20 protein-coding genes are annotated in these 24,641 nt (G+C 73.4%); 7 read left to right on the top strand and 13 right to left on the bottom strand.

Translation table 11 applies throughout. The annotated features are described in order from the left end of the window. Position 1 precedes the first annotated feature (1 nt). From HOQ23_RS12865 to HOQ23_RS12830, 8 genes are all read right to left on the bottom strand, one after another. Complete coding sequence (locus HOQ23_RS12865; RefSeq protein WP_172215009.1) at positions 2 to 1,012, bottom strand: alpha/beta fold hydrolase; 1,011 nt, start codon at positions 1,010 to 1,012, stop codon at positions 2 to 4. Between the two features lie 9 nt (positions 1,013 to 1,021). Further along, complete coding sequence (locus HOQ23_RS12860) at positions 1,022 to 1,837, bottom strand: oxidoreductase (protein ID WP_172215008.1); 816 nt, start codon at positions 1,835 to 1,837, stop codon at positions 1,022 to 1,024. 85 nt (positions 1,838 to 1,922) lie between these two features. Then, positions 1,923 to 3,365 (bottom strand): aldehyde dehydrogenase family protein, encoded by a 1,443-nt coding sequence (locus HOQ23_RS12855; RefSeq protein WP_172215007.1) that lies wholly within the window; start codon positions 3,363 to 3,365, stop codon positions 1,923 to 1,925. Further along, positions 3,362 to 4,594, bottom strand: coding sequence for an NAD(P)/FAD-dependent oxidoreductase (locus HOQ23_RS12850; protein ID WP_172215006.1), 1,233 nt, complete (start codon positions 4,592 to 4,594; stop codon positions 3,362 to 3,364). The genes HOQ23_RS12855 and HOQ23_RS12850 overlap by 4 nt, the downstream gene beginning before the upstream one ends. A gap of 11 nt (positions 4,595 to 4,605) precedes the next feature. Next, positions 4,606 to 5,547, bottom strand: coding sequence for an isocitrate lyase/PEP mutase family protein (locus HOQ23_RS12845; protein ID WP_216654189.1), 942 nt, complete (start codon positions 5,545 to 5,547; stop codon positions 4,606 to 4,608). After that, positions 5,544 to 7,049, bottom strand: coding sequence for an aldehyde dehydrogenase (locus HOQ23_RS12840; protein ID WP_172215005.1), 1,506 nt, complete (start codon positions 7,047 to 7,049; stop codon positions 5,544 to 5,546). Before HOQ23_RS12840 ends, HOQ23_RS12845 begins: the two co-directional genes overlap by 4 nt. Next, positions 7,046 to 8,413 (bottom strand): acyl-CoA dehydrogenase family protein, encoded by a 1,368-nt coding sequence (locus HOQ23_RS12835; RefSeq protein WP_172215004.1) that lies wholly within the window; start codon positions 8,411 to 8,413, stop codon positions 7,046 to 7,048. Before HOQ23_RS12835 ends, HOQ23_RS12840 begins: the two co-directional genes overlap by 4 nt. Further along, positions 8,410 to 9,750: a flavin reductase gene (locus HOQ23_RS12830; protein WP_172215003.1), complete on the bottom strand. Its 1,341-nt coding sequence runs from the start codon at positions 9,748 to 9,750 to the stop codon at positions 8,410 to 8,412. The genes HOQ23_RS12835 and HOQ23_RS12830 overlap by 4 nt, the downstream gene beginning before the upstream one ends. A gap of 178 nt (positions 9,751 to 9,928) precedes the next feature. Between HOQ23_RS12830 and HOQ23_RS12825 the strand changes: the two genes are divergently transcribed. Continuing rightward, positions 9,929 to 10,627 carry a GntR family transcriptional regulator gene (locus HOQ23_RS12825; RefSeq protein ID WP_172215002.1) on the top strand — a complete coding sequence of 233 codons (699 nt, stop codon included), beginning with the start codon at positions 9,929 to 9,931 and terminating at the stop codon, positions 10,625 to 10,627. A gap of 126 nt (positions 10,628 to 10,753) precedes the next feature. Here HOQ23_RS12825 and HOQ23_RS12820 read toward each other — a convergent pair whose 3' ends face one another. Further along, positions 10,754 to 12,433 carry a carbon-nitrogen hydrolase family protein gene (locus tag HOQ23_RS12820; RefSeq protein WP_216654188.1) on the bottom strand — a complete coding sequence of 560 codons (1,680 nt, stop codon included), beginning with the start codon at positions 12,431 to 12,433 and terminating at the stop codon, positions 10,754 to 10,756. A 73-nt stretch (positions 12,434 to 12,506) separates the two neighbouring features. Between HOQ23_RS12820 and HOQ23_RS12815 the strand changes: the two genes are divergently transcribed. Further along, a complete protein-coding gene (locus tag HOQ23_RS12815) occupies positions 12,507 to 13,970 on the top strand; it encodes an MFS transporter (protein WP_172215000.1) in 1,464 nt (487 codons plus the stop codon). 172 nt (positions 13,971 to 14,142) lie between these two features. Here the strand turns inward: HOQ23_RS12815 and HOQ23_RS12810 are convergent, their stop codons facing one another. Genes HOQ23_RS12810 through HOQ23_RS12800 form a run of 3 tightly spaced genes read right to left on the bottom strand, consistent with a single transcriptional unit; the run spans position 14,143 to position 16,601 of the window. After that, the gene (locus tag HOQ23_RS12810; protein WP_172214999.1) at positions 14,143 to 14,721 is read right to left on the bottom strand and encodes a hypothetical protein; all 579 of its coding nucleotides are present in this window, start codon (positions 14,719 to 14,721) and stop codon (positions 14,143 to 14,145) included. Next, positions 14,718 to 15,383 (bottom strand): isochorismatase family protein, encoded by a 666-nt coding sequence (locus tag HOQ23_RS12805; protein WP_172214998.1) that lies wholly within the window; start codon positions 15,381 to 15,383, stop codon positions 14,718 to 14,720. Before HOQ23_RS12805 ends, HOQ23_RS12810 begins: the two co-directional genes overlap by 4 nt. Before the next feature lie 3 nt (positions 15,384 to 15,386). Beyond that, the gene (locus HOQ23_RS12800; protein ID WP_172214997.1) at positions 15,387 to 16,601 is read right to left on the bottom strand and encodes a CaiB/BaiF CoA-transferase family protein; all 1,215 of its coding nucleotides are present in this window, start codon (positions 16,599 to 16,601) and stop codon (positions 15,387 to 15,389) included. A 66-nt stretch (positions 16,602 to 16,667) separates the two neighbouring features. Between HOQ23_RS12800 and HOQ23_RS12795 the strand changes: the two genes are divergently transcribed. The 5 genes from HOQ23_RS12795 (at position 16,668) to HOQ23_RS21590 (ending at position 22,806) form a co-directional block, all read left to right on the top strand. Further along, positions 16,668 to 17,612, top strand: coding sequence for a hydroxymethylglutaryl-CoA lyase (locus HOQ23_RS12795; protein ID WP_216654187.1), 945 nt, complete (start codon positions 16,668 to 16,670; stop codon positions 17,610 to 17,612). A gap of 148 nt (positions 17,613 to 17,760) precedes the next feature. After that, on the top strand, positions 17,761 to 18,957 hold the full coding sequence (locus tag HOQ23_RS12790) for a CaiB/BaiF CoA-transferase family protein (protein WP_172214996.1): 1,197 nt from the start codon (positions 17,761 to 17,763) through the stop codon (positions 18,955 to 18,957). A 62-nt stretch (positions 18,958 to 19,019) separates the two neighbouring features. After that, complete coding sequence (locus tag HOQ23_RS12785) at positions 19,020 to 19,850, top strand: cyclase family protein (RefSeq protein WP_172214995.1); 831 nt, start codon at positions 19,020 to 19,022, stop codon at positions 19,848 to 19,850. Next, on the top strand, positions 19,847 to 21,343 hold the full coding sequence (locus tag HOQ23_RS12780; protein WP_172214994.1) for an MmgE/PrpD family protein: 1,497 nt from the start codon (positions 19,847 to 19,849) through the stop codon (positions 21,341 to 21,343). Before HOQ23_RS12785 ends, HOQ23_RS12780 begins: the two co-directional genes overlap by 4 nt. Then, entirely contained in the window at positions 21,340 to 22,806 is a 1,467-nt protein-coding gene (locus HOQ23_RS21590) for a dihydroorotase family protein (protein WP_172214993.1), read from the top strand. The genes HOQ23_RS12780 and HOQ23_RS21590 overlap by 4 nt, the downstream gene beginning before the upstream one ends. Before the next feature lie 93 nt (positions 22,807 to 22,899). On the opposite strand, the gene HOQ23_RS12770 is transcribed toward HOQ23_RS21590, so the two are convergent. Further along, on the bottom strand, positions 22,900 to 24,558 hold the full coding sequence (locus HOQ23_RS12770) for an alpha/beta fold hydrolase (RefSeq protein ID WP_172214992.1): 1,659 nt from the start codon (positions 24,556 to 24,558) through the stop codon (positions 22,900 to 22,902). Positions 24,559 to 24,641 lie beyond the last annotated feature (83 nt).

Below are 24,641 nucleotides of genomic sequence, written 5' to 3'. Positions count from 1 at the left end.
CCTAGCGTCGCCGGATATCGGCGAAGACGGGGTTGGGCTGGTCCAGGTAGTGCAGAAGTGTGGCCGTGGCGGCCGGGTCGTCGCGGAGCTTCGCGGCAAGAAAGTCGGTGACGAGTCGCACGAAGGCCTCGCGCAGCTCGTCCTGGTCGGCGGCGAGCGGCTCCTCGAGGAAGCCTCGCGCCGACGACGGGTCGTCGGGGGTGGCGGGGAGCATGTGCCCCGCGCCGGCCAGCACCGCGAGCCAGGCCTCGGCCGCACCCGGCAGCCCCTCGCCCCAGGTGCGGGTGAGCGGGTCGTGGTCGGGCGCGCCGGCCCGCTCGCCGTAGCGCACCGCGCTGGCGGCGACCACGCCGTCGGCGCTCCCTCCGACGAGCAGGACGGGCGCCGTGACGGGGGCGCGCAGCAGGGTTCCGGCCGGGTGGCCGAGCTGCTGGGAGGCCATCGTGTGCGAGGCGTAGGTGATGACGGCGCGTACGCCGGGGAACCACTGCGGGCTCGCCGACTGCAGGGCGACCGTGCCGCCGGCGGAGTGGCCGAGCAGCGCGACGCGGTCCAGGTCGAGCAGGCCCGCGAGCACGCCATCCTCGGCGGCGTGGAGCTCGGCGAGCCGGTCGAGCACCGCGGCGAGCGCGGGCGTGGTCGGCTTGGTGCCGTAGGTGTCGGGCCCGACCGCGGTCAGGTCGACCCCGGGCGTGAGGCCGTTCTGGCCCGCGAAGAGCTCCCCGACCCAGTCGTAGGTGACGCAGACGTACCCGGCCTCGACGAGCGCGCCGGCCAGCCAGCGGTAGCCCTCCGAGGAGACGTTCACGCCCGGGACCACCACGACCACCGGGTACGGCGCGCCCGAGGCGTCGGCGGGGAGCATGCCGCTCATCCGCTCGACCTCGGTCGTCGCCGGCCGGGCCGGGTGGCGCACGGTCACGTGGGCGGTGTCGTAGGGGGCGGGCGCGCCGGGGACGCGCACCGCCTCACGGACCGCCCGGACCAGCACCGGGGTGACAGGGGAGCTCATCGCGAGAGGTCAGGCGTCCAGCGGGCGGGGCAGGACCCGGTCGCCGCCCCAGAGGGCGCGGACCAGCTGCTCGGTGCGCTCCTCGCCGAAGTAGCGCACGGCCACGACGTTGGCGGGGTCGAGCTCGGCGATGTTGCGGCGGGTCGCCAGGTCGCCCGCGGCCAGCTCGGCGCGCTTCTCCGCCGGGACCGCGACGGCCTCGTCGACCCACTGCAGCCAGCGGTCGAGGTGGGCGTTGGCGGTGCTGCGCGCGAGGTCGAACAGCTGCTGGGAGCCGGGGCCCATGAACGACCACGCGGTCGGCGAGTAGGTCGCGCGGACGAAGGCGTCGCGGGAGACGAACTCCTCGATGCCCGGGGTGTTCTTGTGGATCTGCTCCCACTCGGCGTTGAACGGCTCGTAGTACTTCTTGTAGTAGTCCACGTCGGTCGGGACCAGCTTGCGCGGCACCGAGTCCATGAACATCCAGCCCTGCGGGAAGGCGCCGAGCGCCATGCCGAAGTGCGGGACGTCGATGTGCGGGCCCAGCCAGATGGTCAGGTGCACGTTGACGAAGCCGAGGCCCTTGTTCTGCATGTGCGAGTGGATCATCCAGTCCACGTCGGGACCGGTGTAGCCGCGCACGCTGCCGCTCGGGCCGCCGTCGACGTCGGACGCGAACGCCTCGAGCTCCTCGGTGGAGGGGTCGCGCTCGAGCTCGAAGCGCGCCATCACCTTCTCCTTGAGGCCATCGATGATGTCGGTCCACTCCGCGAAGATGGTGGAGACGTCCGTGACCGGGGCGTCGTCCAGGAAGTCCTGGACGAACTTGAGGTTCTGGCTCATGGGTGTCCTTTGGGGATCTCGGGCGGTGACGCCTGAACTATATATTATATCGAGCGGCTCGGCTCGGGACCTTGGTCCCGAACTCTCAGGAGCCGGGGTAGGCGTTCGCCGCGAGCCCGGCCCCGCCGGCGCGGAACGCCGCGGGCGCGTGCACCACGCAGGGCTGGACGTACTCCCACAGGCCGTCGTCGCCGTACTCGCGGCCCCAGCCGGAGCGCTTCACGCCGCCGAACGGCGCGTGCAGCGCCATCCCGGTGCGGTTGTGGGTGTTGACGAAGGCGAAGCCGGCGTCCAGGCGGGACGCCAGCGCGAAGGCCCGGTCCTCGTCGGCCGACCACACCGAGGCCCCGAGGCCCAGGTCGCCGGCGTTGGCCCGCGCGAGGGCCTCCTCGACGTCGTCGAAGACCAGCACCGGCAGGGTCGGGCCGAACTGCTCCTCGGCGACCAGGCGCGAGGAGTCCGCGGCGCCGAGCACCAGCGTGGGGCGCACGAAGTAGCCCCGGGCCAGGTCGGTCGCCGCGTCGACGGTGCCGAGGTCGCGCACCTCGGCACCCGCGGCGCGTGCCTCCCCGACCAACCCGGACACCCGCGCTGCCGACGCCTCGCTCACGACGGGCCCCATGCTCACCCCGTCGTGCAGCGGGTCACCGGTGCGCAGCACCCGCGCCGCCGCCGACTCCAGGCCGACGACGACCTCATCGAGGCGGCTGCGGTGGACGTAGAGGCGCTTGATCGCCATGCAGACCTGGCCGCTGGTCGCGAACGCGGCCATCACCATCCGGTCCAGCGCGGCGTCGTCGAGGGCGGCGTCGTCGAGCACCAGCGCCGGGTCGTTGCCGCCGAGCTCGAGCACGCTGGGGGTGAGCGCCTGGCCGGCCAGCGAGGCGATCGCCCGCCCGGCGGTCTCCCCACCGGTGAACGCGACCCGGTCGACGCCGGGGTGGGTGACCAGCGCGGTGGCCGTCTCCGCTCCCCCGTGCACGACCTGGACCAGTCCCGCCGGCAGGTCGCGGCCGACGAGCTCCAGCAGCCGGCCGATGCCGAACGGCGCGAACGGCGAGGGCTTCACGACCACCGCGTTGCCGCTCACCAGCGCCGGGGCCAGCTTGAGCGTGGTGAGGATCAGCGGCGCGTTCCACGGCGTGACCGCCGCGACCACGCCGTACGGGCGGTGCCGCACGCTCATCCGGCCGCGCTCGTCGTCGTACCCGCCGGGCACCAGCAGCGCCTCGCCGCGGTCGGCGTAGAAGCCGAGCACGGTCGCGGCGAAGCCTGCCTCGCCGCGCGAGTCGGCGAGCACCTTGCCGGTCTCGCGCGCGGTGAGGGTGGCGATCTCCTCCAGGTGCTCGCGCACCCGCTCGGAGGCGGCGCGCAGCAGCGCGGCCCGCTTCTCGACCGGTACGGCGACCCACTCGGCCTGGGCGGCGCGGGCGCGGCGGACGACCTCGTCGACCGCGGCCGCGTCGGAGGACTCGACGGCACCGACGAGCTCGTCGGTGCGCGCCGGGTTCTCGCGCTCGATCCTCACGCCGAGGCACCGCCGACGCCGACCATGTCGACGACCTGGCCGCTGCGCAGCGAGTTGATCATCGAGGTGTTGAGCAGGTGCTTGCGCATCTTCTCGCGGTCGGAGGCCAGGGCGCGCAGCTCGTCGTGGTAGGCCCGCTGCGCCTCCGGGTCGTCCTGACGCAGCTTCTCCCAGTTGTCGTGGGTGATGGTCTTGACGTAGGACAGCGCGACCTGGCGACGGGCCTCGCAGACCTCGTCGAGGTCGGCGAGGGTGGCCGAGCCGTCGAGCACGCCGACCAGCGTCAGCGCCTCGAGCATGGCGTCGTGGACGCCGCTGTTCATGCCCATGCCGCCGAGCGGGTTGTTGATGTGGGCGGCGTCGCCCATCAGGATCAGCCGGTCCTTGCGGAAGGTGTCGGCGACGCGCTGGTGGACCCGGTAGAGCGTGGTGTGCAGGACGTCCCACTCGCGACCGAGGTCGGCGACGCCGGCGAGGCGCTCCTGCACCCGGGCCGCGTCGATCTCGACCTCGTCGGCGGTGGCCGGGTCGGTCGGGAACAGGATCCGCCAGTGCTCGGGGGTGCGCAGCAGCACCAGCCACTCGGTGGGGTCGAAGACGTAGTTGACCGCGGAGATGCCGGGCAGGATCGTCTCGAGGTCCTCGGTGGTCGAGGCGACCAGGAAGCGCTCGGGGTAGGTCATGCCCTCGAAGGTGAAGCCCGCGGTCTGGCGCACCTGGGAGTTCGAGCCGTCGGCGCCGAGCACCCAGTCGGCGGTGAAGACGTCGCCGCGCTCGGTGGTCAGGGTCGCCGTGTCCGAAGTGGTCTCCGCCTTGACCACGCGCTGGTCGAAGTGGACGGTCACGTTGTCGAGGCCCTCGAGGACCTCGAGCAGGATCGGGGTGAGCTTGGACTGCTCGCACTGCACCCGGAACGGGAAGCGGGTGTCCTCGGCGAGCACCCCGAGGTCGAGGTCGGCGATCGGGCCGGAGCGGCGGTCGCGGTACTGGAACCCCGTGGACACGATGCCCCGGGCCATCAGCTGCTCGAGGACGCCGAGGTCGTCGAGCATCTCCAGGCTCGGCGGGTGGAACGTCGAGGCGCGCGACTCCGTGGACAGCGTGGCGCCGGCCTCGAGCACGGTCACCTGCACACCCGCGCGGGCGACGACCAGGGCGGCGGTCAGGCCGACCGCGCCGGCGCCGGCCACGAGAACGGTGCTGTGGTGGGGGGCGGGGGTGGTGGTCATCGGTCTCCCTTTCAAAGGTGCGCCGAGGGCTCGGCCTCGGCGACGGCGTACTGCGACTCTTCGTCGAGCAGCTCGGGCTGGCGCACGAGCGCGGTGAGGGCGGACCACTCCCAGCGCTCGGTGCCGGCCGCGGAGCCCGACGAGACGACTGCTGCATAGACCTGCTCCATCGCGCGGGCGGCGGCCAGCAGCGCGGAGACGGGGTGGATCACGGCACGCACGCCGACCTCGGCGAGCTGTGCGGCGGTGGGGCCGGACTCGACCGGGCCGGCGGCCTCGGAGCGGTTCCAGACCATCGGCACCCGGTGGCCGGCGGTGTCCAGGGCGTCGCGGACCCGCTCGAGGTCCGCGAGCGCGGCCCCCTCGGGGAACACCGCGTCGGCGCCCACGTCGGCGAACGCGACGCACCGCTCGACCACGGCCCCGATGCCCTCGACCGACAGCGCGTCGGTGCGGGCCACGACGACCAACGAGGTCCCGGCGTCGATGGTGGCGCGGACCTTCTGCACCGCCTCGGCGCGCGGGACCACGGCCTTGCCGGCCATGTGCCCGCAGCGCTTGGGCGAGACCTGGTCCTCCAGGTGCAGGCCCGCGACGCCGGCCGCGGCGTAGCCCAGCGCGGTGTGCCGCGCCTGCAGGGCGTTGCCGTAGCCGGTGTCGGCGTCGGCCAGCACCGGTACGCCGCCGCTCGCGGCCGCGATCACCGCGGCCCGCCGGGCGATGTCGGTGCCGTGCACGAAGCCCATGTCGGGCAGGCCGAGCTCCACCGCAGAGACGGCCGCGCCCGAGAGGTGCAGGGCACGGGCGCCGGCGCGGCTCGCGAGCCGTGCGCTGACCGCGTCGTGGACGCCCGGCAGGTGCACGAGCCCGTCGGGCTCGCTGCCGTGCAGCAGCGACCTCAGTCGGTCCGCGGCCCCGCCGGGCGCCGCACGCAGGAGCTGGTGCGAGGTCACCGGCCGTGGAGGGCGAAGCCGCCCTCGACGCCGACCACGCGGGCCCCGGTGAAGATCCGGATGGTCTCCACGGTGCCCTCCTCGCCCATGCCCGACCAGCCCCAGGCGGGGCGGGGGGTCATCAGGTGCAGGTTCATGATCGTGGAGCCGTTGACCTTGACCTCGCCGGCCTGGACCCGGCGGGCCACCGCGAGCGCCCGCTCCTCGTCCGAGCCCACGACGTACCCCTCGAGGCCGAAGGGGGTCGCGTTGGCCAGGGCCAGCGCCTCCTCCTCGGTGCGGTAGGTGTGCACGGTCGCGACCGGGCCGAAGACCTCCTCGTGGGCGGCCTCGTCGGGCACGCCGGTGATGAGGGTCGGGGCCAGGAAGTGACCGTCCTCGGGCAGCGTGGTCGCGGAGCGGGCGGTGCCGCCGGCGGCGACGCGCTCCTCGATCGCGGCGTCCAGGCGGGCGCGGTGCACGGAGTGCACGATCGGGCCGAGCTGGGTCGCCTCGTCGAGGGGGTCGCCGACGCGCAGGTCGGCGAGGCGGCCCAGGGTCAGCTCGACGATCTCCTCGGCGAGCTCCTCGGGCACGATCAGCCGGCCCAGGGCGCGGCACCACTGGCCGTTGAGGGTGGTGAGCAGGTCCGCGGCGTGGTGCGCGGCCGCGGCCGGGTCGGCGTCCGGGAGGACGACGAGCGGGTTGTTGCCGCCGAGCTCGAGCTGCAGGGAGGTGAAGTTCGCAGCGCAGGCCGCGGCGATCGCCTTGCCGCCGACCAGGCCGCCGGTGAAGGAGACCGCGCGGATGCGGCGGTCCTGCACCATCGACCCGCCGACGTGGGCGCCGCCCTGCACGAGCTGGAAGGTGCCGGGCGCGACGCCGTGCTCCTCGAGCACCCGGGCGACGATGCGCCCGAGCTCGGTGGTGGCGTACGGCGCGTACTCGCTCGGCTTGAGGATCGTGGGCGCGCCCGCGGCCAGCGAGCTGGCGATCTTGTGCGCGGCCATCGGGGCCGGGGCGTTCCACGGCACCAGGTTGAGCGCGGGACCGAGCGGGAGGCGGTGCACCTCGACGGCGCGGCCGCTCTCCCCGGTGGTCGTCTCGTGCAGCGCGCCGTTGCGGATGGCGGCGGCCGCGAGGCGGAAGGCCGCGTGGTCGATCAGCGCGACGATCTGGGTCTGGGCGACCGGGACGCCGGTGGCGAAGGACTCCAGCGCGGCCAGGCGCGGCACCTCGGCCATCACCGCGTCGGCGACGGCCTCGAGGATGTCGGCGCGGCGCTCGATCGGGGTGCCCGACCAGGAGCCGGACGCGTGCACCTCGGCGGCGGCGGCCAGCGCCCGCTCGACGGCCTCGGGCGTGCTGGCCACGGCCTGGCCGAGCTCGGCGCCGGTGAACGGGTCCTCGAGCACGAGCTCGAGGCGGTCACCGGGGGTCGCGGTGACGCCGGCGATGATCTCGACGACCTCGGGGACCTCGATGCGTCCCGTTGCGGTGCCGGTCGCGTCGGTGGCGGTCATGCCTTCTCCAGTGCCGGTGCCGGGGCGCCGTTGAGGGCACCGTTGACCGCCGACCCGTTCGCGGCGGGGCTGGTCGGGGTGGGCTTGAAGCTGTCGGTCGTGGTGAGACCGGCCCAGCCCTCCTTCTCCACGATCATCTTCGCAAGGTCGAGCTTGCCGCGCTCGGCCGGGAACGCCTGGACCAGGCCCATCGTCGTGTCGCGCACCGCGCGGCCGATCTCGTTGCCCATCAGCGCGCCCGAGGTGCCGCACATCTTCAGCGCGGCGAGGGCGACCTCGTGGGCGTGCTCGCAGATCGCGCCCTTGGCGAGCTTCCAGCTCTGGACGACCTCGGGCTTGGGCAGGATCGGCGGGTCGCTGGCCTCCAGCTCGATCTGGCGGCGCAGCCACAGGTGCGCCTCGGCGAGGTGGCGCTCGCCCTCGCCGATCAGCACCTGGTGCATCGGCGAGGAGGCGATCGGCTTGCCGGTGTCGGCGAAGGTCGCGGCCATGGTGCGTCCCAGCGCGTAGTCCCACACGCCCTGCGCGATGCCGGCATAGATCGCCGCGATGGCGATCTGGTTGCCGACCCACGAGCCGCGCGACATCTGGGTGGCGCGGGTGAATCCGCCGGGCACCGTCAGCGCCAGGTCGTCGGCGACGAAGCAGTCCTCGAGGACCAGGCCGAAGTTGTCGGAGGCGCGCATGCCCAGGCCCGACCAGTCCAGGCGGGGGCGCGAGCCCGCGGCGTTCTTCGGGACCAGGAACAGGCTCAGCGCGTCCAGGCCGTCGACGTCCTCGCGGCGCGCGGTCACCAGGGCGTAGTCGCCGGAGCCGGAGAGGCAGCCGAAGGACTTCTCGCCGTTGAGCAGCCAGCCGCCCTCGGTGCGCGTCGCGGTCGTCTGGATCAGCACGTTGGCGTTGGAGGCCTTGACCGCCTCGGAGGCGAAGTTGCCGATCGACTTCTTCTCGGCGCCCATCAGGGTCAGCACCTTCTCGGCGAAGGCGCGGACGACCGGGGCCTCCTCGTCGGTGTAGAGGCCGGCCTCGAGGGCGGCCAGCGGCAGCATGCCGCGCGAGGAGGAGGAGCAGTGGAAGAAGTACGCGAGCGCGGTCGAGCCACAGACCGTGCCGATCGAGTACGTCGTCGCGGCGAGGTCGCGCAGGCCGCCGCCGAGGCCGCCGTAGCTCTCCGGGATCACCAGGCCGAGCAGGCCGGCCTCGCCGAGCAGCTCGAGGTGGCCCTCGGGCAGCTTGCCCGCGGCGTCGGCCGCCTCGGCAGCGGCGGCAATCGCCGGGAGCACGGCCTCGACCCGCTCGGCGCGGGCGCGCTCTGCCGGGGTGAGGTCGGGCAGAAGGCGCTCTGCGGTCAGTCGTGCCGTCATCCTGCGGCTCCTACGGTGTCAGGGGTGGAAGTTCCCGGAGCGAGCTCCGGCCGGTCGGCGACCGGCTCCGGGCCGAGCAGGCCCGAGGTGGACTCGCCGCGCAGCTGCTGGGCGAGTCCGGAGAGCGTGTGGGGGTCGGCGGGCGTCGTGACGTCGAGCGTCTCGAGCAGCCGGACCAGGTCCTCGGAGGCGACGGCGCCGTCGAGCCCGCCGAGGGTCGTGTCGAAGTGCGTGACGCCGCTCTTGAGGGCGGTGAGCGCCTTGACCAGGCCGAGGCGGTCGCGGTCGTGCAGCGCCATGCGCAGCGAGGTCGGGCGGGCCAGCCGCGTGACCTCGGAGAGCAGGGCGCGGACCTCGAGGGCGGTGGCGCGGCCGTCGGTGTCGGGCAGGCACACCTCGCGCACCCCGCGGTCGGCCAGGGCCACCACGGCGGCGATCACGCTCTCGGCGCGCGCCGGGTCGAACGGGTCGAGCAACGTCACCGCGGCCCGGTCCTCGACGCCCTCGATGGTGGCTAGCGCCCGGGCGAGGGCCGCGTCGGGGTCGGTGCCGAGGTCGGCGACGACCTCCACGGTGCCGATGCCGAGGCCCAGCGCCTGCTCGGCCTGGAGCCGGTCGCCCACCCGGGCGGTGGTGGTCGCGAGGTCGACGTCGCCGGGCACCGCGGCGAGCGCCGCCTGCGTGTCCTGCGCGTCAGGGCCGGAGCCGGCGTCGGTGAGGTCGAGCACCCGCACCCGGATCCCGGCGTCGGCCAGCGCCGCGACGACTGCCGCGATCGAGGCGGGGTCCTCCCCGCGCTCGCGCAGCGCCTGCACCGCGCCGCCGTCGGCGAGGGTGGCCACCTCCGGGAGCACGTCGGCGAACTGGCCCCAGCCGCGCGCGTGGTAGAGCAGCGGCGCGGAGCGGCGGGCGGCGTTGGCCGCGAGCACCTCGCCGACGAAGATCGTGTGGTCGCCCCCGTCGTACTGGTGCACGACGCGGCAGTCCAACCAGCCGAGGGCGGAGTCGAGGAGCGCGACGCCGGTCTCGGCGGTCGACCACTCCTCCCCCGCGAACCGGTCCGGGCAGTCCTTGACCATGCCGGCGAAGCGCCGACCGACCTCGATCTGGTCCTTCGCCAGGACGTTGATGCCGAAGCAGCCCGCCTGCGCGATCTGGTCGTGGGTGTAGAGCTTGCGGTCCAAGCAGATGGAGACCAGCGCGGGGGTCGCGCTCACGCTCGAGAACGAGCTCGCAGTCATCCCGATCCGGCTGCCGTCGGCAGCCAGCGTCGTCACGACGGTCACGCCACTGGGCCATTGGGCCAGCACGTCCCGGAAGACCTGTGGATCGACCACGGCTCACCTCCTCATCCTCGTCGGAGAATATACAATATCTTCTTCGCTGGCGCGCAAGAGTACTTTGGTCCCGACCGGGGGAACCAGTTCCTGAGAAGCCGCATCCGGGCGGCGTCGATATATGATCTGTGCAGTCCGAGGCACCCCCTGCCCCCCGCACCATCCCCCAGGAGTTCCGATGGCCCGACAGGCCTCAACCTCGGTCCGCCCGATCGCGCACCAGTCCCTGGTCGACCGCGTGACCGACGAGCTGCACCGGGCGATCCTCAACGGCGACATCGCCCCGGGGTCCGCAGTCTCGATCGTCGATCTGTGCGAGCAGTTCGCCGTCAGCCACATCCCCGTGCGCGAGGCGCTGCGCCGTCTCGAGAGCGAGGGCGTGATCAGCCTGCGCCCCGGCCGCTCCGCACTGGTCGCCTCGCTGAGCGCCGAGGACCTCACCAACATCTATGAGCTGCGCAAGCTCGTCGAGGGCGAGCTGACCGTCCGCGCCATGGCCTCGATGCGCGAGGAGTACCTCAAGACCGCCGAGGACGCGCTCGCCGAGTACGTCGGGATCGTGCGCGAGCCGGCCGCCCTGGCCGCCAAGCACCACGCGTTCCACGCGGCGATGCTCGACCACGTGCTCGGCAACGCCGATCGGCGCGTGCTCGACCTGCTGTGGAAGTCCGCGGACCGCTACCTGCACCTGCTCATGGACAACCTCGACCGCGAGCCCGAGACCCAGCAGCGCCGCATCGACGAGCACCAGGAGCTCCTCGAGCTGGCCCGCGCCGGCGACACCGAGGGCCTCAAGAAGGCCTGGATCGCCCACCTCGACAGCACCCAGCAGGCGATGCTGCAGGCGCTGGCCGCCCGGGGCGACACCTCCGCCTGAGCGCCGTCCCGCCCACCGGGAGAGATCCCGGTCACCGCACGAGCCACAGCACGGGCCACAGCAACGCGACGAGGGCCGCACTCCCGTGGGAGTGCGGCCCTCGTCTCGTCGGACCGGGGTTGCTGCTCAGCGGCCGGCGATCGGCGCGACCAGCGGCGCCGCGAGCGACCACGGCCGCCCGTCGACCACGTCGGTGCCCTTGCTGACGAAGCGGTTGGTCGCGCACTCCGGGCGCAGCGACACCGTGGTGAGCGAGTCCTCGGCCACGACCAGCCCGGGGCAGCTGATGACGCCGGCGAAGCCGTTCTCCCAGCCATCGCCCCACAGCGTGAAGTCCGGGGACAGCGGGACGGCCGCCCCGCTCAGGCCCGCACCGGTACGCCGCGAACCGGCGACCAGGTTGACCCGGTTCTCCGCCGCGCGCTCGCGCAGCAGCAGGTCCAGGTCGTGCGGCTCGGCGGCGCTGAACGGCACCGCGACGACGTCGGCGTCCTGGAGCGCCGCGAGGCGGAACGCCTCGGGGTAGAGCGCGTCGTCGCCGACGAGCACGGCCAGGCGCCCGAAGGCGGTCTCGAGCACGGCGACCTCGCTGCCGAGGTCGGTGTGCCAGCCGGCGTGCCGCGCGCTGCGGTGCAGCTGCGGCTGGGCAAGGAGCACGCCGGACTCCCCCACGACCAGGCCGAGGTGGCGGGCGCCGTCCACGACGCTGGTGACCACGAGGGTGCGGGTGCCGGCCAGGGCGGCGGCGATCGCGTCAGCGTCGAGGTCCTCACGCGCCGGGGCGTCCGCCGTACCGCCCTCGTGGGCGGCGAGCTCGGGCAGCACGATCAGGTCGGGGCCCTCGGCGACGGCCTTGGCGAGCAGCGCGGCGACGTCCTCCCCGGGAGCCGGTGCGACCACGACGGCGCTGGCGCGTGCGGCGCCGGCGGGCGCACGGCGACCGCGGGGCTCCTCGGCGATCGGGCCGTAGACCTCGGGACGGCGCGCGGCCATCAGGTCGGTGCCGTCGGGGCGACGCTTGTCGTCCGCGGCCTCGACCTCGATGTCCGCGACGACCACGGCCTCGCCGGTGCGCGGCCCGCGGGCGACCACGGTGCCGTCCGGGGCGACGATCTGGGCCTCGCCCGCACCGTGGAGGCGCTCGACCGGCACGCCCACGCGCTCGGCGACCGCCTGGATGCTGTGCTCGGGGACCAGCGGACCGACCTTGTTGCCGGCCACCACCCACACCTTGTTCTCGACCGCGCGCACCGGGACGTGCAGGGTCGCCTCGTCGAGGGCGAAGGAGTTGACGCTGTTGAGCAGCACCTGGGCGCCCTCGACGGCGAGCATCCGCGGCGTCTCGTTGATGACGCCGTCCATGCAGGAGTAGAGGCCGAAGCGAGCCACCTCGGTCTCCACGACCGGGGACCGCTCGACCGCGGTGTCGATGTGGTCGCGCTCGCTGCCCATCAGCACCTGCTTGTCGCTGACGCAGAGCACCGCACCGTCGGGGCCGAGCAGCACGTTGCTGCCGCTGACCCGGCCGTCCTCGCGCAGGAGGGTCAGGTTGGCCATCAGGTACAGCCCGTGGCGAGCAGCGCGCTCGGCGAGCGCCGCGACGAACTCGCCGTCGAGCGTCACCGCCTTCTCCCGGGCGTGCTCGCGCGAGCCGTACCAGGAGACGTGGTTGCAGAACTCCGGGAGCACGACGACCCGAGCGCCCTGGGAGGCAGCCTCGTCGATCGTGCGCAGGCACGTGGCGAGGTTCTCGGCAACGTCCTCGGTGGCGGCGAACTGGACTGCGGCGACGCGAAGGACCGACACATCTGCTCCTATATATCTTGTACGATCTTGCCCGAAGCCTCCCACACCCGGTCCCACGACAGGAGCAGATCTCATGACGGACACGCACGACGTGGCACCGCAACGGCCCGCAGGAGAGGCCGTCGGCGCCGCGTCCGCAGCGGCGTCCGAGCCCGTGATGCTCGATGTCTACCCCAAGCGGCCGGCCCAGGCGGTCGACGTGCACAAGCCGGCACCGCTGGGCTGGTGGCCCGCCGTGGTCATCGCCCTGGTCGCCTTCATCGACCGCGTCGAGATCAACCTGATCGCCGGCGCCCTGCCGGCCATCCAGGACCACTTCGGGTTCAACGACACCGTCGCCGGTGCGATCCCGACGGCGGCCAGCCTCGCCGCGGCGATCCTGCTGCTCCCGGCCGGCCGGCTCGCCGACCGCGCGCCCCGGGTCATCACGATCTTCATCGTGGTGCTGACCTGGGCGATCTGCTCGGTGCTCAGCGGCCTGGCGACCAGCCTGGTCATGTTCTTCGCGGTCCGGGTGCTGATCGGCGCCGCGGGCCAGCTCTACAACCCGCCGGCCTCGAGCCTGATCGCCGACTACTACCCCGCGCGCAGCCGCGGCAAGGCCTTCGGCTTCGAGCGGGCCGGCTACTACATGGGCCTGCCGACCGGCGTGATCCTCGGCGGCGCCGTCGCCGAGGCCCTCGACTGGCGCGCGGTCTTCTTCGTCGCCGCGGTCCCCGGCGTCCTGGTGGCGCTGCTCGTGCTCACCCTGCGCGAGCCGCTGCGCGGCCTCGGCGACCGGATGGACCGCCTGCGCGGTGGCACCGACACGACCGGCGCCGACGGCGCCCACGGCGTCCTGACCGTCTCCAAGAGCTCGCTGTTCGCCGAGGCCAAGGGGCTGCTGAAGGTCAAGACCCTGAAGGGCATCATCCTGGGCCAGGCGCTGCTGTCCCTCGGCGTGGCCGGCCTCTTCTACTGGCTGCCCACCTTCCTGGAGCGCACCGAGGACCTGGGCTACGACGCCGCCTCCGGCCTCGCCGGCGGCGTGGGCGGCACCGGCATCGTGATCGGCATCGTGCTGGGCAGCCGGATGGGCGACAAGTTCCACGGCATCCGTCCTGGCTGGCGGATCAAGGTGGCCACCGGCTTCCTGCTCATCGGCGCCATCACCCTGACCGGCTCGGTCCTGCTGCCCGGCCTGTGGCTGCGCATCGCGCTCGTGTGCGCCGCCTGCGCCGGCTTCGCCGCCGCGATCCCGAACCTCACCGCCGCCTCGGCCGACGTCGTCCCGGCGGACCGCCGCGGCATGGGCTTCGCCCTGCTGACCTTCCTGGTCACCCTCGGCGGCGCCGTCGGCCCGCTGCTCATCGGCGCCACCTCGGACCTGGTCGGCTCGACCGGCTACGACGGGGAGCCGCTCGCCCTGGCGATGCTGGTCCTGGTGCCGGCGATGTTCGCCGCGGTGGTGGCACTGCTCTGGATCCGTGACTCCTTCGAGGAGGACGCCGCCCGCGCGACGGCCGCCTCCCGGGTCTCCCCGGACACCGTGGTCTGACCCCGGGTCCCGGCAGCCCCAGCGCGGCTGCCGGGACCATCCCGGGCCACCTGGCCCCGCAACGACGAAGCGCCCGGCTCCCCCTCGCGAGAGGGAGGGCCGGGCGCTCTCGTCATGTCCGCCGAGTCGGCGCTCGTGGTGTGCCGAGTCGGCGCTCGTGGTGTGCGCGGGCTCAGCCCCAGACGCGTACGACGGCGGGGCCGGCGACCTGGGGGGCCGGAGTGCCGGCGGGCAGGTGCAGGTAGCGCTGAGCGTCGGGCCACACGAGGTCGACGTCGCTGTCGAACACCGCGCCGGAGACGTCCTCGCGGACCTCCACGGTGCCGGGCAGCGTGTCGCTGGGCCCGCGCAGGACGCCCGGCGCGATCGGCACCACGTCGAGATTGCCCGGATGCTCGGCCTCGCCCTCGCTCCAGCCACCGGGCGTGCCGGTGAACCACACGACGGCGCGGGTGCCGGGCTCGGTGGAGGTCGCAGCCCGGGTGGCGTGCGGCTCGGCGAGGAGCACCTCGCCGACGGCGCAGGTGCGACCGCTGATGTGCAGCGCGCCGGAGACCACCACCATCTCCTCGCCGGCCGGCTGGTTGCCGGTCACGTCGCGGCGCCAGCCGTCGGGGAAGCCGACCAGCACGGCGCGGTAGGGCCGCTGCGCGTCGGCGTGCAGCATCACCATGCCGGCGGGGACGTCGGCCCCCGCCACGGTGTGCTGGCCCCAGGCCAGGTCCGGCGAGTCCAGCTCGACGATGCTCATGCAGGTCCTCCGGTCAGGTCGCGCGGGGCGATCGCCCGCAGCTGGTCGATGGCCTCGTCCTCGGACACCACGTCGGCGTACTTCGCGTCGAGGTCGAAGAGGTTCTGGTCGTGCACGACCGCGTCGCGGTCGCCGCTGGCGTCGCGCACCACGAGCGGGCGGAACCCGCTCTGGAGCGCGTCGAGCGCCGTGGCCCGCACGCAGCCGCTGGTCGAGAACCCCAGGACGTACGTCGTGTCGACGCCGAGCGCCCGCAGGGTCGAGGCCAGCGAGGTGCCGAAGAAGCCGGAGGCGTACTGCTTGGTGACCACGACCTCCCCGGGCAGCGGCGCGGGGCCCGCCTCGGGCGCCTCGGCCCACGGCGAGCCCTTCTCGAAGGCCGCCAGGCCGGGCACCTTGACGCCGAACCAGCCGGCGTCGACGCGCCCGGGGGCGAGGCGGACCTCGGTGAACAGCACCGGGTGGCCGAGGGCGCGCGCGGCCTCGACCACGCGGGCGGCGCTCGCGCGGGCCGCCTCGAACCGGCCGCCCGCGTCGGTCAGCGGACCGCCCTCGAGGTAGGCGCGGCACACGTCGACCACGATCACGGCGGGCGCGCTGCCCGGGCCGATCCGGCCCAGGAAGCCGGCCGAGGAGTAGTCCTCGGAGCGCTCGGTCGCCATCGCTCAGATCACGCCGCGGTCGAGGAGCGCGGCGCGCTCCTCCTCGCTGAGGCCGAGCAGGTCGCCGTACACGTCGCCATTGTGCTGGCCGAGCTCGGGACCGGTCCAGCGGATCGAGCCGGGCGTGGCGGACAGCTTGGGCACGACGTTCTGCATCGCCAGGGAGCCGAAGGACTCGTCCGGCACCCGCACGATGGCCTCGCGGGCCTCGAAGTGCGGGTCGGTCAGCATGTCCGCGGCCTTGAAGATGCGGCCCGCCGGGATGCCGTTCTCGTGCATCAGCCCGAGCAGCTCCTCGGAGTCGACCGTGCGGGTCCAGTCCGAGATCAGGTCGTCGAGCTCGGCCTGGCGCTCGCCGCGGCCGGTGTGGGTGGCGTACTGCCCCTCCTTGGCCAGCTCGGGACGGCCCATCACCGCCGCGAGGCGGCTCCAGACGCTGTCCTGGTTGGCCGCGATCAGCACCATGCTGTCGTCGGCGGTCGGGTAGACGTTGCTGGGCGCGACGTTCGGCAGGATCGCGCCGGTGCGCTCGCGCTGGTAGCCCGCGGCGTCCCACTCGGTCACCAGGCTCTCCATCATCGCGAGCACGGCCTCGTAGATCGCGGAGTCCACGACCTGGCCCTCCCCGGTCACGTCGCGGTGGCGCAGCGCGGCGAGCGCGCCGATGGTGGCGTGCATGGCGGCGAGCGAGTCGCCGATCGAGATGCCGGTGCGCGAGGGCTGGCGGTCGGGGTCGCCGACGATGTAGCGCAGCCCGCCCATCGCCTCACCGATCGAGCCGTAGCCCGCGCGCTTGGCGTACGGGCCGGTCTGGCCGTAGCCGCTGACCCGGACGAAGATGATCTTGGGGTTCACGGCGCGCAGCTGCTCGTAGCCGAGGTTCCACTTCTCGAAGGTGCCGACGCGGAAGTTCTCCACCACGATGTCGGCCTGCTCGACGAGCTTGAGGAAGATCTCCTGGCCCTCGGCCTGGCGCAGGTCCAGGGTCACCGAGCGCTTGTTGCGCCCGACGACCGGCCACCACAGCGACTTGCCCTCGGCCGCGGTGGCGCGGCCCCACTGGCGCATCGAGTCACCGATGCCCGGGGGCTCCACCTTGATCACGTCGGCGCCGAGGTCACCCATCAGGGTGCCGGCGAACGGTCCGGCCAGCAGCTGGCCGGCCTCCAGGACGCGGACTCCGTGCAGCGGGCCGGTCACGGTCTCGGAACTGGTCATGCCGCTGATCGTATATTCGATATCATCGGCCTGCACCCCGCACCTCCGAGGACTGGGACGATACCCGTGACAACTCACCCGAGCACCCCTCCGACCGCCCCGGCCTCCGTCGAGATCGTCGAGGTCGCCCCGCGCGACGGGCTGCAGAACGAGAAGCGCGTGCTGCCGACCGAGGTCAAGGCCGAGCTGATCCGCCGCTCCCTGGACGCCGGGCTGCGCCGCATCGAGGTCACCGCGTTCGCGCGTCCCGACCGGGTCCCCCAGATGGCCGACGCCGAGGACGTGCTCGCCGCCGTGCGCGACGACGAGCGGCTCCAGTCGATCGGTCTGGTGCTCAACCGCCGCGGCCTGGACCGCGCGGTCGCCGCGGGCTGCCGCGAGGTCACCGCCGTCGTGGTCGCCTCCGACGGCCTCGCCCTGCGCAACCAGGGCGCCGACACCGCCGCCCAGATCGCCGCCTGGCACGACATGGCCGATGCCGCCCGCGACGCCGGCGTGCGTGCCAGCGTCATCATCGCGGCGGCCTTCGGCTGCCCCTTCGACGGCGCCGTGCCCGTCGCCCGGGTGCTCGAGGTGGCCAAGGGCTGCCTCGACGGCGGCCCGGACGAGCTGGCGATCGCCGACACCATCGGCGTGGGTGTGCCCCGCCAGGTCACCGCGCTCGTCGCCGGGCTGCGCGCGCTCGACGCCGACGTGCCGCTGCGCGCGCACTTCCACAACACCCGCAACACCGGGTACGCCAACGCGCTGGCCGCCGTCGAGGCCGGCGTGGGCGTGCTCGACGCCTCCACCGGCGGCATCGGCGGCTGCCCCTTCGCCCCGGGCGCGACCGGCAACATCGCGACCGAGGACCTGCTCTACCTGCTGCGCCAGTCCGGGATCGCGACCACGAGCGCCATCGACGCGGAGACGGTCGCCGGCACCGGCACGTGGATCTCCGAGCAGCTGGGCCTGCCCCAGGCACCGGCCATGCTCGGCCGGGCCGGCGGGTTCGCCGCACCCGTCCTCTGAGCCGACGCGGGGCGACCCGGGGCGACCCGAGGCGACCCGCCGATCAGACCGCTCCCGCGGCGTACTGGCGCTCGGCGGGCGCCCCGGCCTATATTGCAGCTTCTGGAATACAGTTTCGCAAGGCGGAACACGACGGAGGGCGAACCCCATGACCGCAGGACCGCTCACCGGCTACACGGTGATCGACGCGTCGACGATCCTCGCGGGGCCGCTCGCCTGCCAGATCCTCGGCGACTTCGGCGCCGACGTGGTGAAGATCGAGCACCCGGCCAAGGTCGACGGCATGCGCGGGCACGGTCCCGCGAAGGACGGCACGCCGATCTGGTGGAAGGAGATCGCGCGCAACAAGCGCACCGTGGGCCTCAGCCTCAAGGAGCCCGACGGCGCCGCGCTCTTCCTCCGGCTCGCGGCGAGCGCCGACGTGGTCGTCGAGAACTTCCGCCCCGGCACCCTGGAGCGCTGGGGCGTCGGCCCCGAGCAGCTGCACGCGGTCAACCCCGGGCTGGTCATCGTCCGGATCACCGGATTCGGACAGACCGGTCCGTACGCCTCGCGCGCCGGCTTCGGCACCCTGGCGGAGTCGATGAGCGGCTTCGCGCACCTGACCGGCCAGGCCGACGGGCCCCCGACCCTGCCGGCCTTCGGCCTGGCGGACTCGATCGCCGGCATCGCCGCGTCCTCGGCCGTCTCCATGGCGCTGCTGGACCGCGAGCGCAACGGCGGTCGCGGCCAGGTCATCGACCTCGACCTGCTCTCGCCGATCATGACCGCCGTCGGCCCCGGCCCCACGGTCTACCAGCAGACCGGCGTCGTCGGCACCCGCCACGGCAACCGCTCGACCAACAACGCCCCGCGCAACGCCTACCGGACCTCCGACGACCACTGGGTCGCGATCTCCACCAGCGCCCAGGCCATCGCCGAGCGCGTGATGGTGCTGGTCGGGCACTCCGAGGTCATCGATGAGCCCTGGTTCGCCGCCGGCAACACCCGCGCGGAGCACGCCGACGAGCTCGACGAGATGGTCGGCTCCTGGATCGGCGCTCGCACCCGCGACGAGGTGGTGGCCGCCTTCACCGAGGCCGGCGCCGCGATCGCCCCGATCTACTCCGCCAAGGAGATCGTCGAGGACCCGCACATCCGCGAGACCGAGATGCTCACCGAGGTCGAGGACCGCGACTTCGGCCCCCTGCTCCAGCACAACGTCATGTGGCGGATGTCGGAGACCCCCGGCTCGATCCGGTTCACCGGTCGCGAGCACGGCGAGGACACCGACGCCGTGCTCGGCGAGCTCGGCCTGAGCGCCGAGGAGCTCGCCGACCTGCGCAGCCGCCTGGTCATCCGCTGACATCCGCTGACCTCCGCCGACCCCGCACCGCCGCCCCGACCCGCACGACACTTCGAGGACAGATGACCGACTCCACCACCGCACGCCTCCTGGACGCCGCCGCTGCCGGCCTGGAGATCTTCGACCTGGGCCGCACGCTCACCGTCGGCATGCCGCAGTCGCCCAACCACCCGGCGTACTGGCACGCGTTGCCGCGTCGCCACGGCGACATGGTGCGCTCCGACGGCGGCTCTGCGGCCAACGACATGATCTCGATGGGCACCCACGTCGGCACCCACATCGACGCGCTGAGCCACGTCTCCCAGGACGGCAAGCTGCACGGCGACCTCGACGCCGAGGCCGCGCAGGTCGGCGGCCGCTTCCTCGAGCACGGCGCGCACACCATCAAGCCGATGGTGCGCCGCGGCGTCCTGCTCGACGTGCCCGGCACCCTCGGGGTCGACCGGCTCGAGGCGGGCCAGGAGATCACCGTGGCCGACCTCGAGGCCACCCTGGCCGCCCAGGGCACCGAGATCCGCGAGGGCGACGTCGTGCTGGTCCGCTCCGGCTGGGGCCAGCACTTCGACAACGGCGACGGCGACCTCTACCGCGGCCTGTCCACCGGTGTCCCGGGCGTCTCCGAGGCGGGTGCGGCGTTCCTCGCCGGGCACCGCATCCACGCCACCGGCGCCGACACCATCGCCTACGAGCAGCTCAAGCCGGGCGCCGGTCACGGCCTGCTGCCGGCCCACCGGGTGCTCCTGGTCGAGTCCGGCATCTACATCATCGAGGCGATGGACCTGGAGGCGCTCGCCGCCGCCGGGGTGCACGAGTTCCTGTTCGTGCTCTCGCCGCTGAAGTTCTTCGGCGCCACCGGCTCCCCGGTGCGCCCGCTGGCAGTGGTGGGCGCATGAGCTACACGCCCGCTGCCGACGCCCGCCCCGCCGGCAACCCGACCGGCGAGCAGGGCGGCGGCCCGACCCTCGCCCAGCAGCTCGCCGCGTTCGCCGTCGACGCCGCGGCCCACGGCGTACCGCCCGAGGTCGAGGCGTCGGTGGGCCAGCGCACCCTGGACGTCCTGGGCCTCTGCGTCGCCGCGCACCGGCTCCCGACCAGCGCCGCGGCCATCGGCCACGTGCTCGACCAGGGCGGTCACCCGCAGGCGACGGTCGTCGGCGAGCCGACCCGGGTCAGCGCGATCCAGGCGGCCTTCGCCAACGGCGTGCTCGCCCACTCCCTCGACTACGACGACACCCACCTGCCCTCGGTGCTGCACCCGTCCGCCTCGGTCGTCCCGGCCGCGCTGGCCGCCGCCGAGCACGCCGGCGCCAGCGGCGAGTTGACCGTCCGCGCCATCGCCGTCGGCCTCGAGGTCGCTGTCCGCCTCGGCATGGCCGGGTACGACGCGGAGCTCGGCAACTCGGTCTTCTTCGAGCACGGCCAGCACGCCACCTCGATCACCGGCGCGATGGGCTCCGCGGTCGCCGCCGCGATCGCCTACGGGCTCGACGAGGCGGGGGTGGCCGACGCGCTCGGCATCACCGCGTCGCTGGCCTCCGGCATCATCGAGGCCAACCGGACCGGCGGCACCGTCAAGCGCCTGCACTGCGGGTACGCCGCCCAGGCCGGCGTCACCGCCGCCCAGCTGGTGCGCCGCGGCTTCACCGGTCCGCCGACCGTCCTCGAGGGCCGCTTCGGCTTCTTCCAGGCCTGGCTGCACGGCCAGTTCTTCCCCGAGGCGATCACCGACGGCCTCGGCACCGAGTGGTCGGTGCCCGGCATCTTCTTCAAGCCCTACCCGGCCAACCACTTCACCCACACCACCGTCGACGCCGGCCGCGCACTGCGCGAGCGGGGCCTGCGCCCCGAGGACGTCGCCTCGGTCGTCGTGGGGGTCGCCGGCTCGACGGTGCGCACCATCGGCGAGCCGATCGAGGTCAAGCGCACCCCGGTGACCGGCTACCAGGCGCAGTTCTCCGGTCCGTACGCCTTCGCCGCCGGCCTGTTCGGCGGCGGCGGGCTCGGCACCGGCCTGGACGACTACACCGACGCCCTCGCCCAGGACCCGGCCCGCCGGGAGCTGATGGCCAAGGTCGACGTGGTCGCCGACGAGCGGTGCAACGAGATCTACCCCTTCCAGTTCCCGGCCGTGGTCACCGTGACCACCGTCTCCGGGGAGGTCCTGGTCGAGGAGGTGCTGGCCAACCGCGGCGGTCCGGCCCGTCCCCTCTCCGACGCCGAGCTGGCGCGCAAGTTCAGCGACAACGTCGCCGGACGCCTCGCACCCGCGACCGCAGAGGCCGTCAGCGCCGACGTGCTCTCGCTGCACACGGCCACCGACCTGGTGGCCGTCCTCACGCCGCTGTCCACGTTCATCGAGCCCACTGCGCAAGGAGAATCCGAGTGACCGAGTACGACGTCCTCCTCACCAACGTCAAGGCCGTCCTCCCCGGCCACGACGACCCCCAGGCGGTCGACATCGCCGTCAAGGACGGGAAGTTCGCCCGGATCGAGGCCGGCATCCCCGCCGACTCCGCGGCCCGGGTCGTCGACGCCGGCGGCAAGGTCGCCTTCCCCGGCGTCGTGGACGCCCACCAGCACTGGGGCATCTACAACCCGCTGCCCGAGGACGTGCGCACCGAGTCGCGCGCCTCGGCCCAGGGCGGCGTGACGACCTCGCTGTCCTACATGCGCACCGGGCAGTACTACCTCAACAAGTCCGGCGACTACGCCGACGTCTTCCCCGAGGTGCTGGAGCTGACCGACGGCAACGCCACGATCGACTACACCTACCACCTGGCGCCGATGAGCAAGTCGCAGATCGCGGAGATCCCCGCGCTCGTCCGCGACCACGGCGTGACGTCGTTCAAGGTCTTCATGTTCTACGGCTCCTACGGCCTGCACGGGCGCAGCAGCGACCAGTCGCAGTTCCTGATGACCCCCGAGGGCGAGCGCTACGACTACGCCCACTTCGAGTTCGTGATGCGCGGCGTGCAGAAGGCCCGCGAGGAGAACCCGGAGATCGCCGACCAGATCTCGCTCTCGCTGCACTGCGAGACCGCTGAGATCATGGCCGCCTACACCAAGATCGTCGAGGAGGAGGGCACCCTCACCGGCCTCCCGGCGTACTCCGCCTCGCGCCCGCCGCACTCCGAGGGCCTCGCGGTCACGATCGCCTCCTACCTGGCGCACGAGACCAACCTGCCCACGATCAACCTGCTCCACCTCACCAGCCGCAAGGCCGTCGAGGCGGCGCTGACGATGGCCGCGGCGTTCCCGCACATCGACTTCCGCCGCGAGGTCACCGTGGGCCACCTGCTCGCCGACTGCGACACCGCGCACGGTGTCGGCGGCAAGGTGAACCCGCCGCTGCGTCCCCGCGAGGACGTCGAGGCGCTGTGGGACTACCTGCTCGACGGCAAGATCGACTGGGTCGTCTCCGACCACGCCTGCTGCAAGGAGGAGCTGAAGTTCGGCCAGCCGAAGGACGACGTCTTCGTGGCGAAGTCCGGCTTCGGCGGCGCCGAGTACCTGCTCGCCGGCATGGTCTCCGAGGGCCGCAAGCGCGGCCTGGCGTTCGGCCGCATCGCCGAGCTGACCGCGACCAACCCCGCGCAGCGCTACGGCCTGGGGGCCACCAAGGGCGCGATCGAGGTCGGCAAGGACGCCGACGTCGCGCTGGTCGACATCGACCAGGCCTGGACGGTGCGCGCCGCGGACTCGGTCTCCAGCCAGGAGTACACGCCGTTCGAGGGTGCCGACCTGACCGCCAAGGTCACCGACACCTTCCTGCGCGGCCAGCAGATCATGACCGACGGCGTCGTCACCGACGAGACGCCCGGGCGCTACCTGGCCCGCCCGACGGCCTGACCGGCTGCCTGGCGCCTGACGCAGCGACGCCCGCCGTTCCCCTCGGGGAGCGGCGGGCGTCGTCGTAGGTCCTGCCCTCGGGGGCGCGCCGGATCAGGCCTGGCGCACCGCCCAGGCCGCATCGCGCCCCGCGGCGTGGTCCAGCTCGACGAAGCGGACCCGCCCCTCACCGCTGACCTCCTCGCTGCCCTTGCGCAGCATGTCCTCCGGGGCGGCACACACCAGCGTGGGCACCGAGACCGCCGCCAGCCGCTCGCGGGAGTCGAAGAGGAACGCCGCGCGGTAGGAGTGCCGGTAGGTCGGGCCGCTCTTGAGGAACTCCATCACCAGCCGGTGCAGGTGCGCGGGCTGCGAGGGCGCGGTCGGCCGCGCGGTCGCCGCGGTCTGGCGGTACCACGGCCAGAACAGCTGCACGTCGCGGATCGTGTGCCAGGCGCGCAGCAGGTGCTCGCCGTGCCGCTCGGGCTCCATCGAGATGAAGTAGTTCTCCAGCAGGTCGGCGCGCTCCTCCTCCCCCAGCACCGGGAGGCCGTCGGCGACCACGCTGGCCACCAGGTCCGGGCGCTGGCAGGCCAGCTCGAGGGCGATGCAGGCGCCCGTGTGGCTGCCGTACGCCGTGACGCCGGCGAGGCCCAGCGCGTCGAGCACCGCGGCGCCGGCGGCGGCGAACTCCTCGATGCGGGGGTCCTCGCCGCGGGGCGCGGAGGAGTAGCCGTTGCCCAGCGTGTCGGGCGAGACCACCAGGTGGTCCCGGGCCAGCTCGCCGATCAGGGCCTCGAAGCTGTCCGCCGAGCCTGGCGAGCCGTGGACCAGCAGCAGCGGCGGGGCGGCGGGGTCGCCGTCGAGGCGCACGTGGCTGACCCCGTGCTCGGTGCGCACGTAGGTCCGCGTCGTACCCCCACGGTGCTCGACCGGCGGCGGAGGCGGGGCGTCGGCCAGGCCGAGGCCGCGGTCGAAGGCCGCCACCAGGTCGTCGAGGTGGGTGGCGTTGTCGACGCTGCGCACCTCCATCGTCGGCGCCTCGACCCGCAGCCGGTCGAGGTGCTCGTGCAGCGGGTCGGCGTGCTTGGCGAGCAGCACCGCGGGCACCCGCAGGTCGCGCAGCGCCGCGCGGGCGTCGTAGCGGAACGCGGCGCGATAGGCCAGGCCCCAGTCGGGACGGGCGCGCAGCATGTCGAAGGTCATCTGGTGCAGGTCGGCCAGCGCCGGCATGGACTCATCGAGGCGCCGGCCGGCCTCCTGGCGGTACCAGGGCCAGAACGTCCACATGTTGCGCATCCGGTGCCAGGCCTCGGTGAGGTGGCCGCCGTGCCAGACCGGCTCGATCGGCGGGGTGTAGTGCTCGAGCTGCTCGGCCATCTCCTCGACCGTGTAGAGACCGAGGCCGTCCATCACCAGCTGCGCGACCCGCTCGGGCGCCTGGACCGCGGCGGACAGCGCGATCTTGGACCCGGTGTGGGTGCCGGCGAGCATGAAGCGCTCCAGCCCGACGGCGTCGGCGAACTCCAGCACCCGGCGCCCGTAGTCGGCGATCTCGGGGTCCGCGCCGCCGTACGGCAGCGGGTCGGACTGGCCGTAGCCTGCGGTGTCGAGGGCGTAGACGGTGAAGGACGCCGCGAGCCGCTCGATCCACGGTGTCATGCAGGCCGACGACATCGGCGAGGAGTGCAGCACGATGACCGGCGCCCCCGCTCCGGCACGCAGGTAGTGCAGCTGCCCGCCCGGGAGACTGACGTAGTGACGCTCTATCACCGATTCCTCCTCGTGAAACATTGTTTCGCTTAGCGGAATCATTCTGGCCGTCGGTCCGGTGTCGCACAAGTGGTACGCCGGGC

Source organism: Nocardioides sp. zg-DK7169, assembly GCF_013155365.1.
In the GTDB taxonomy this organism is placed as follows: domain Bacteria; phylum Actinomycetota; class Actinomycetes; order Propionibacteriales; family Nocardioidaceae; genus Nocardioides.
Note: the sequence above shows the minus strand (reverse complement) of the source record. Positions and strands in the feature narration are given on the sequence as shown.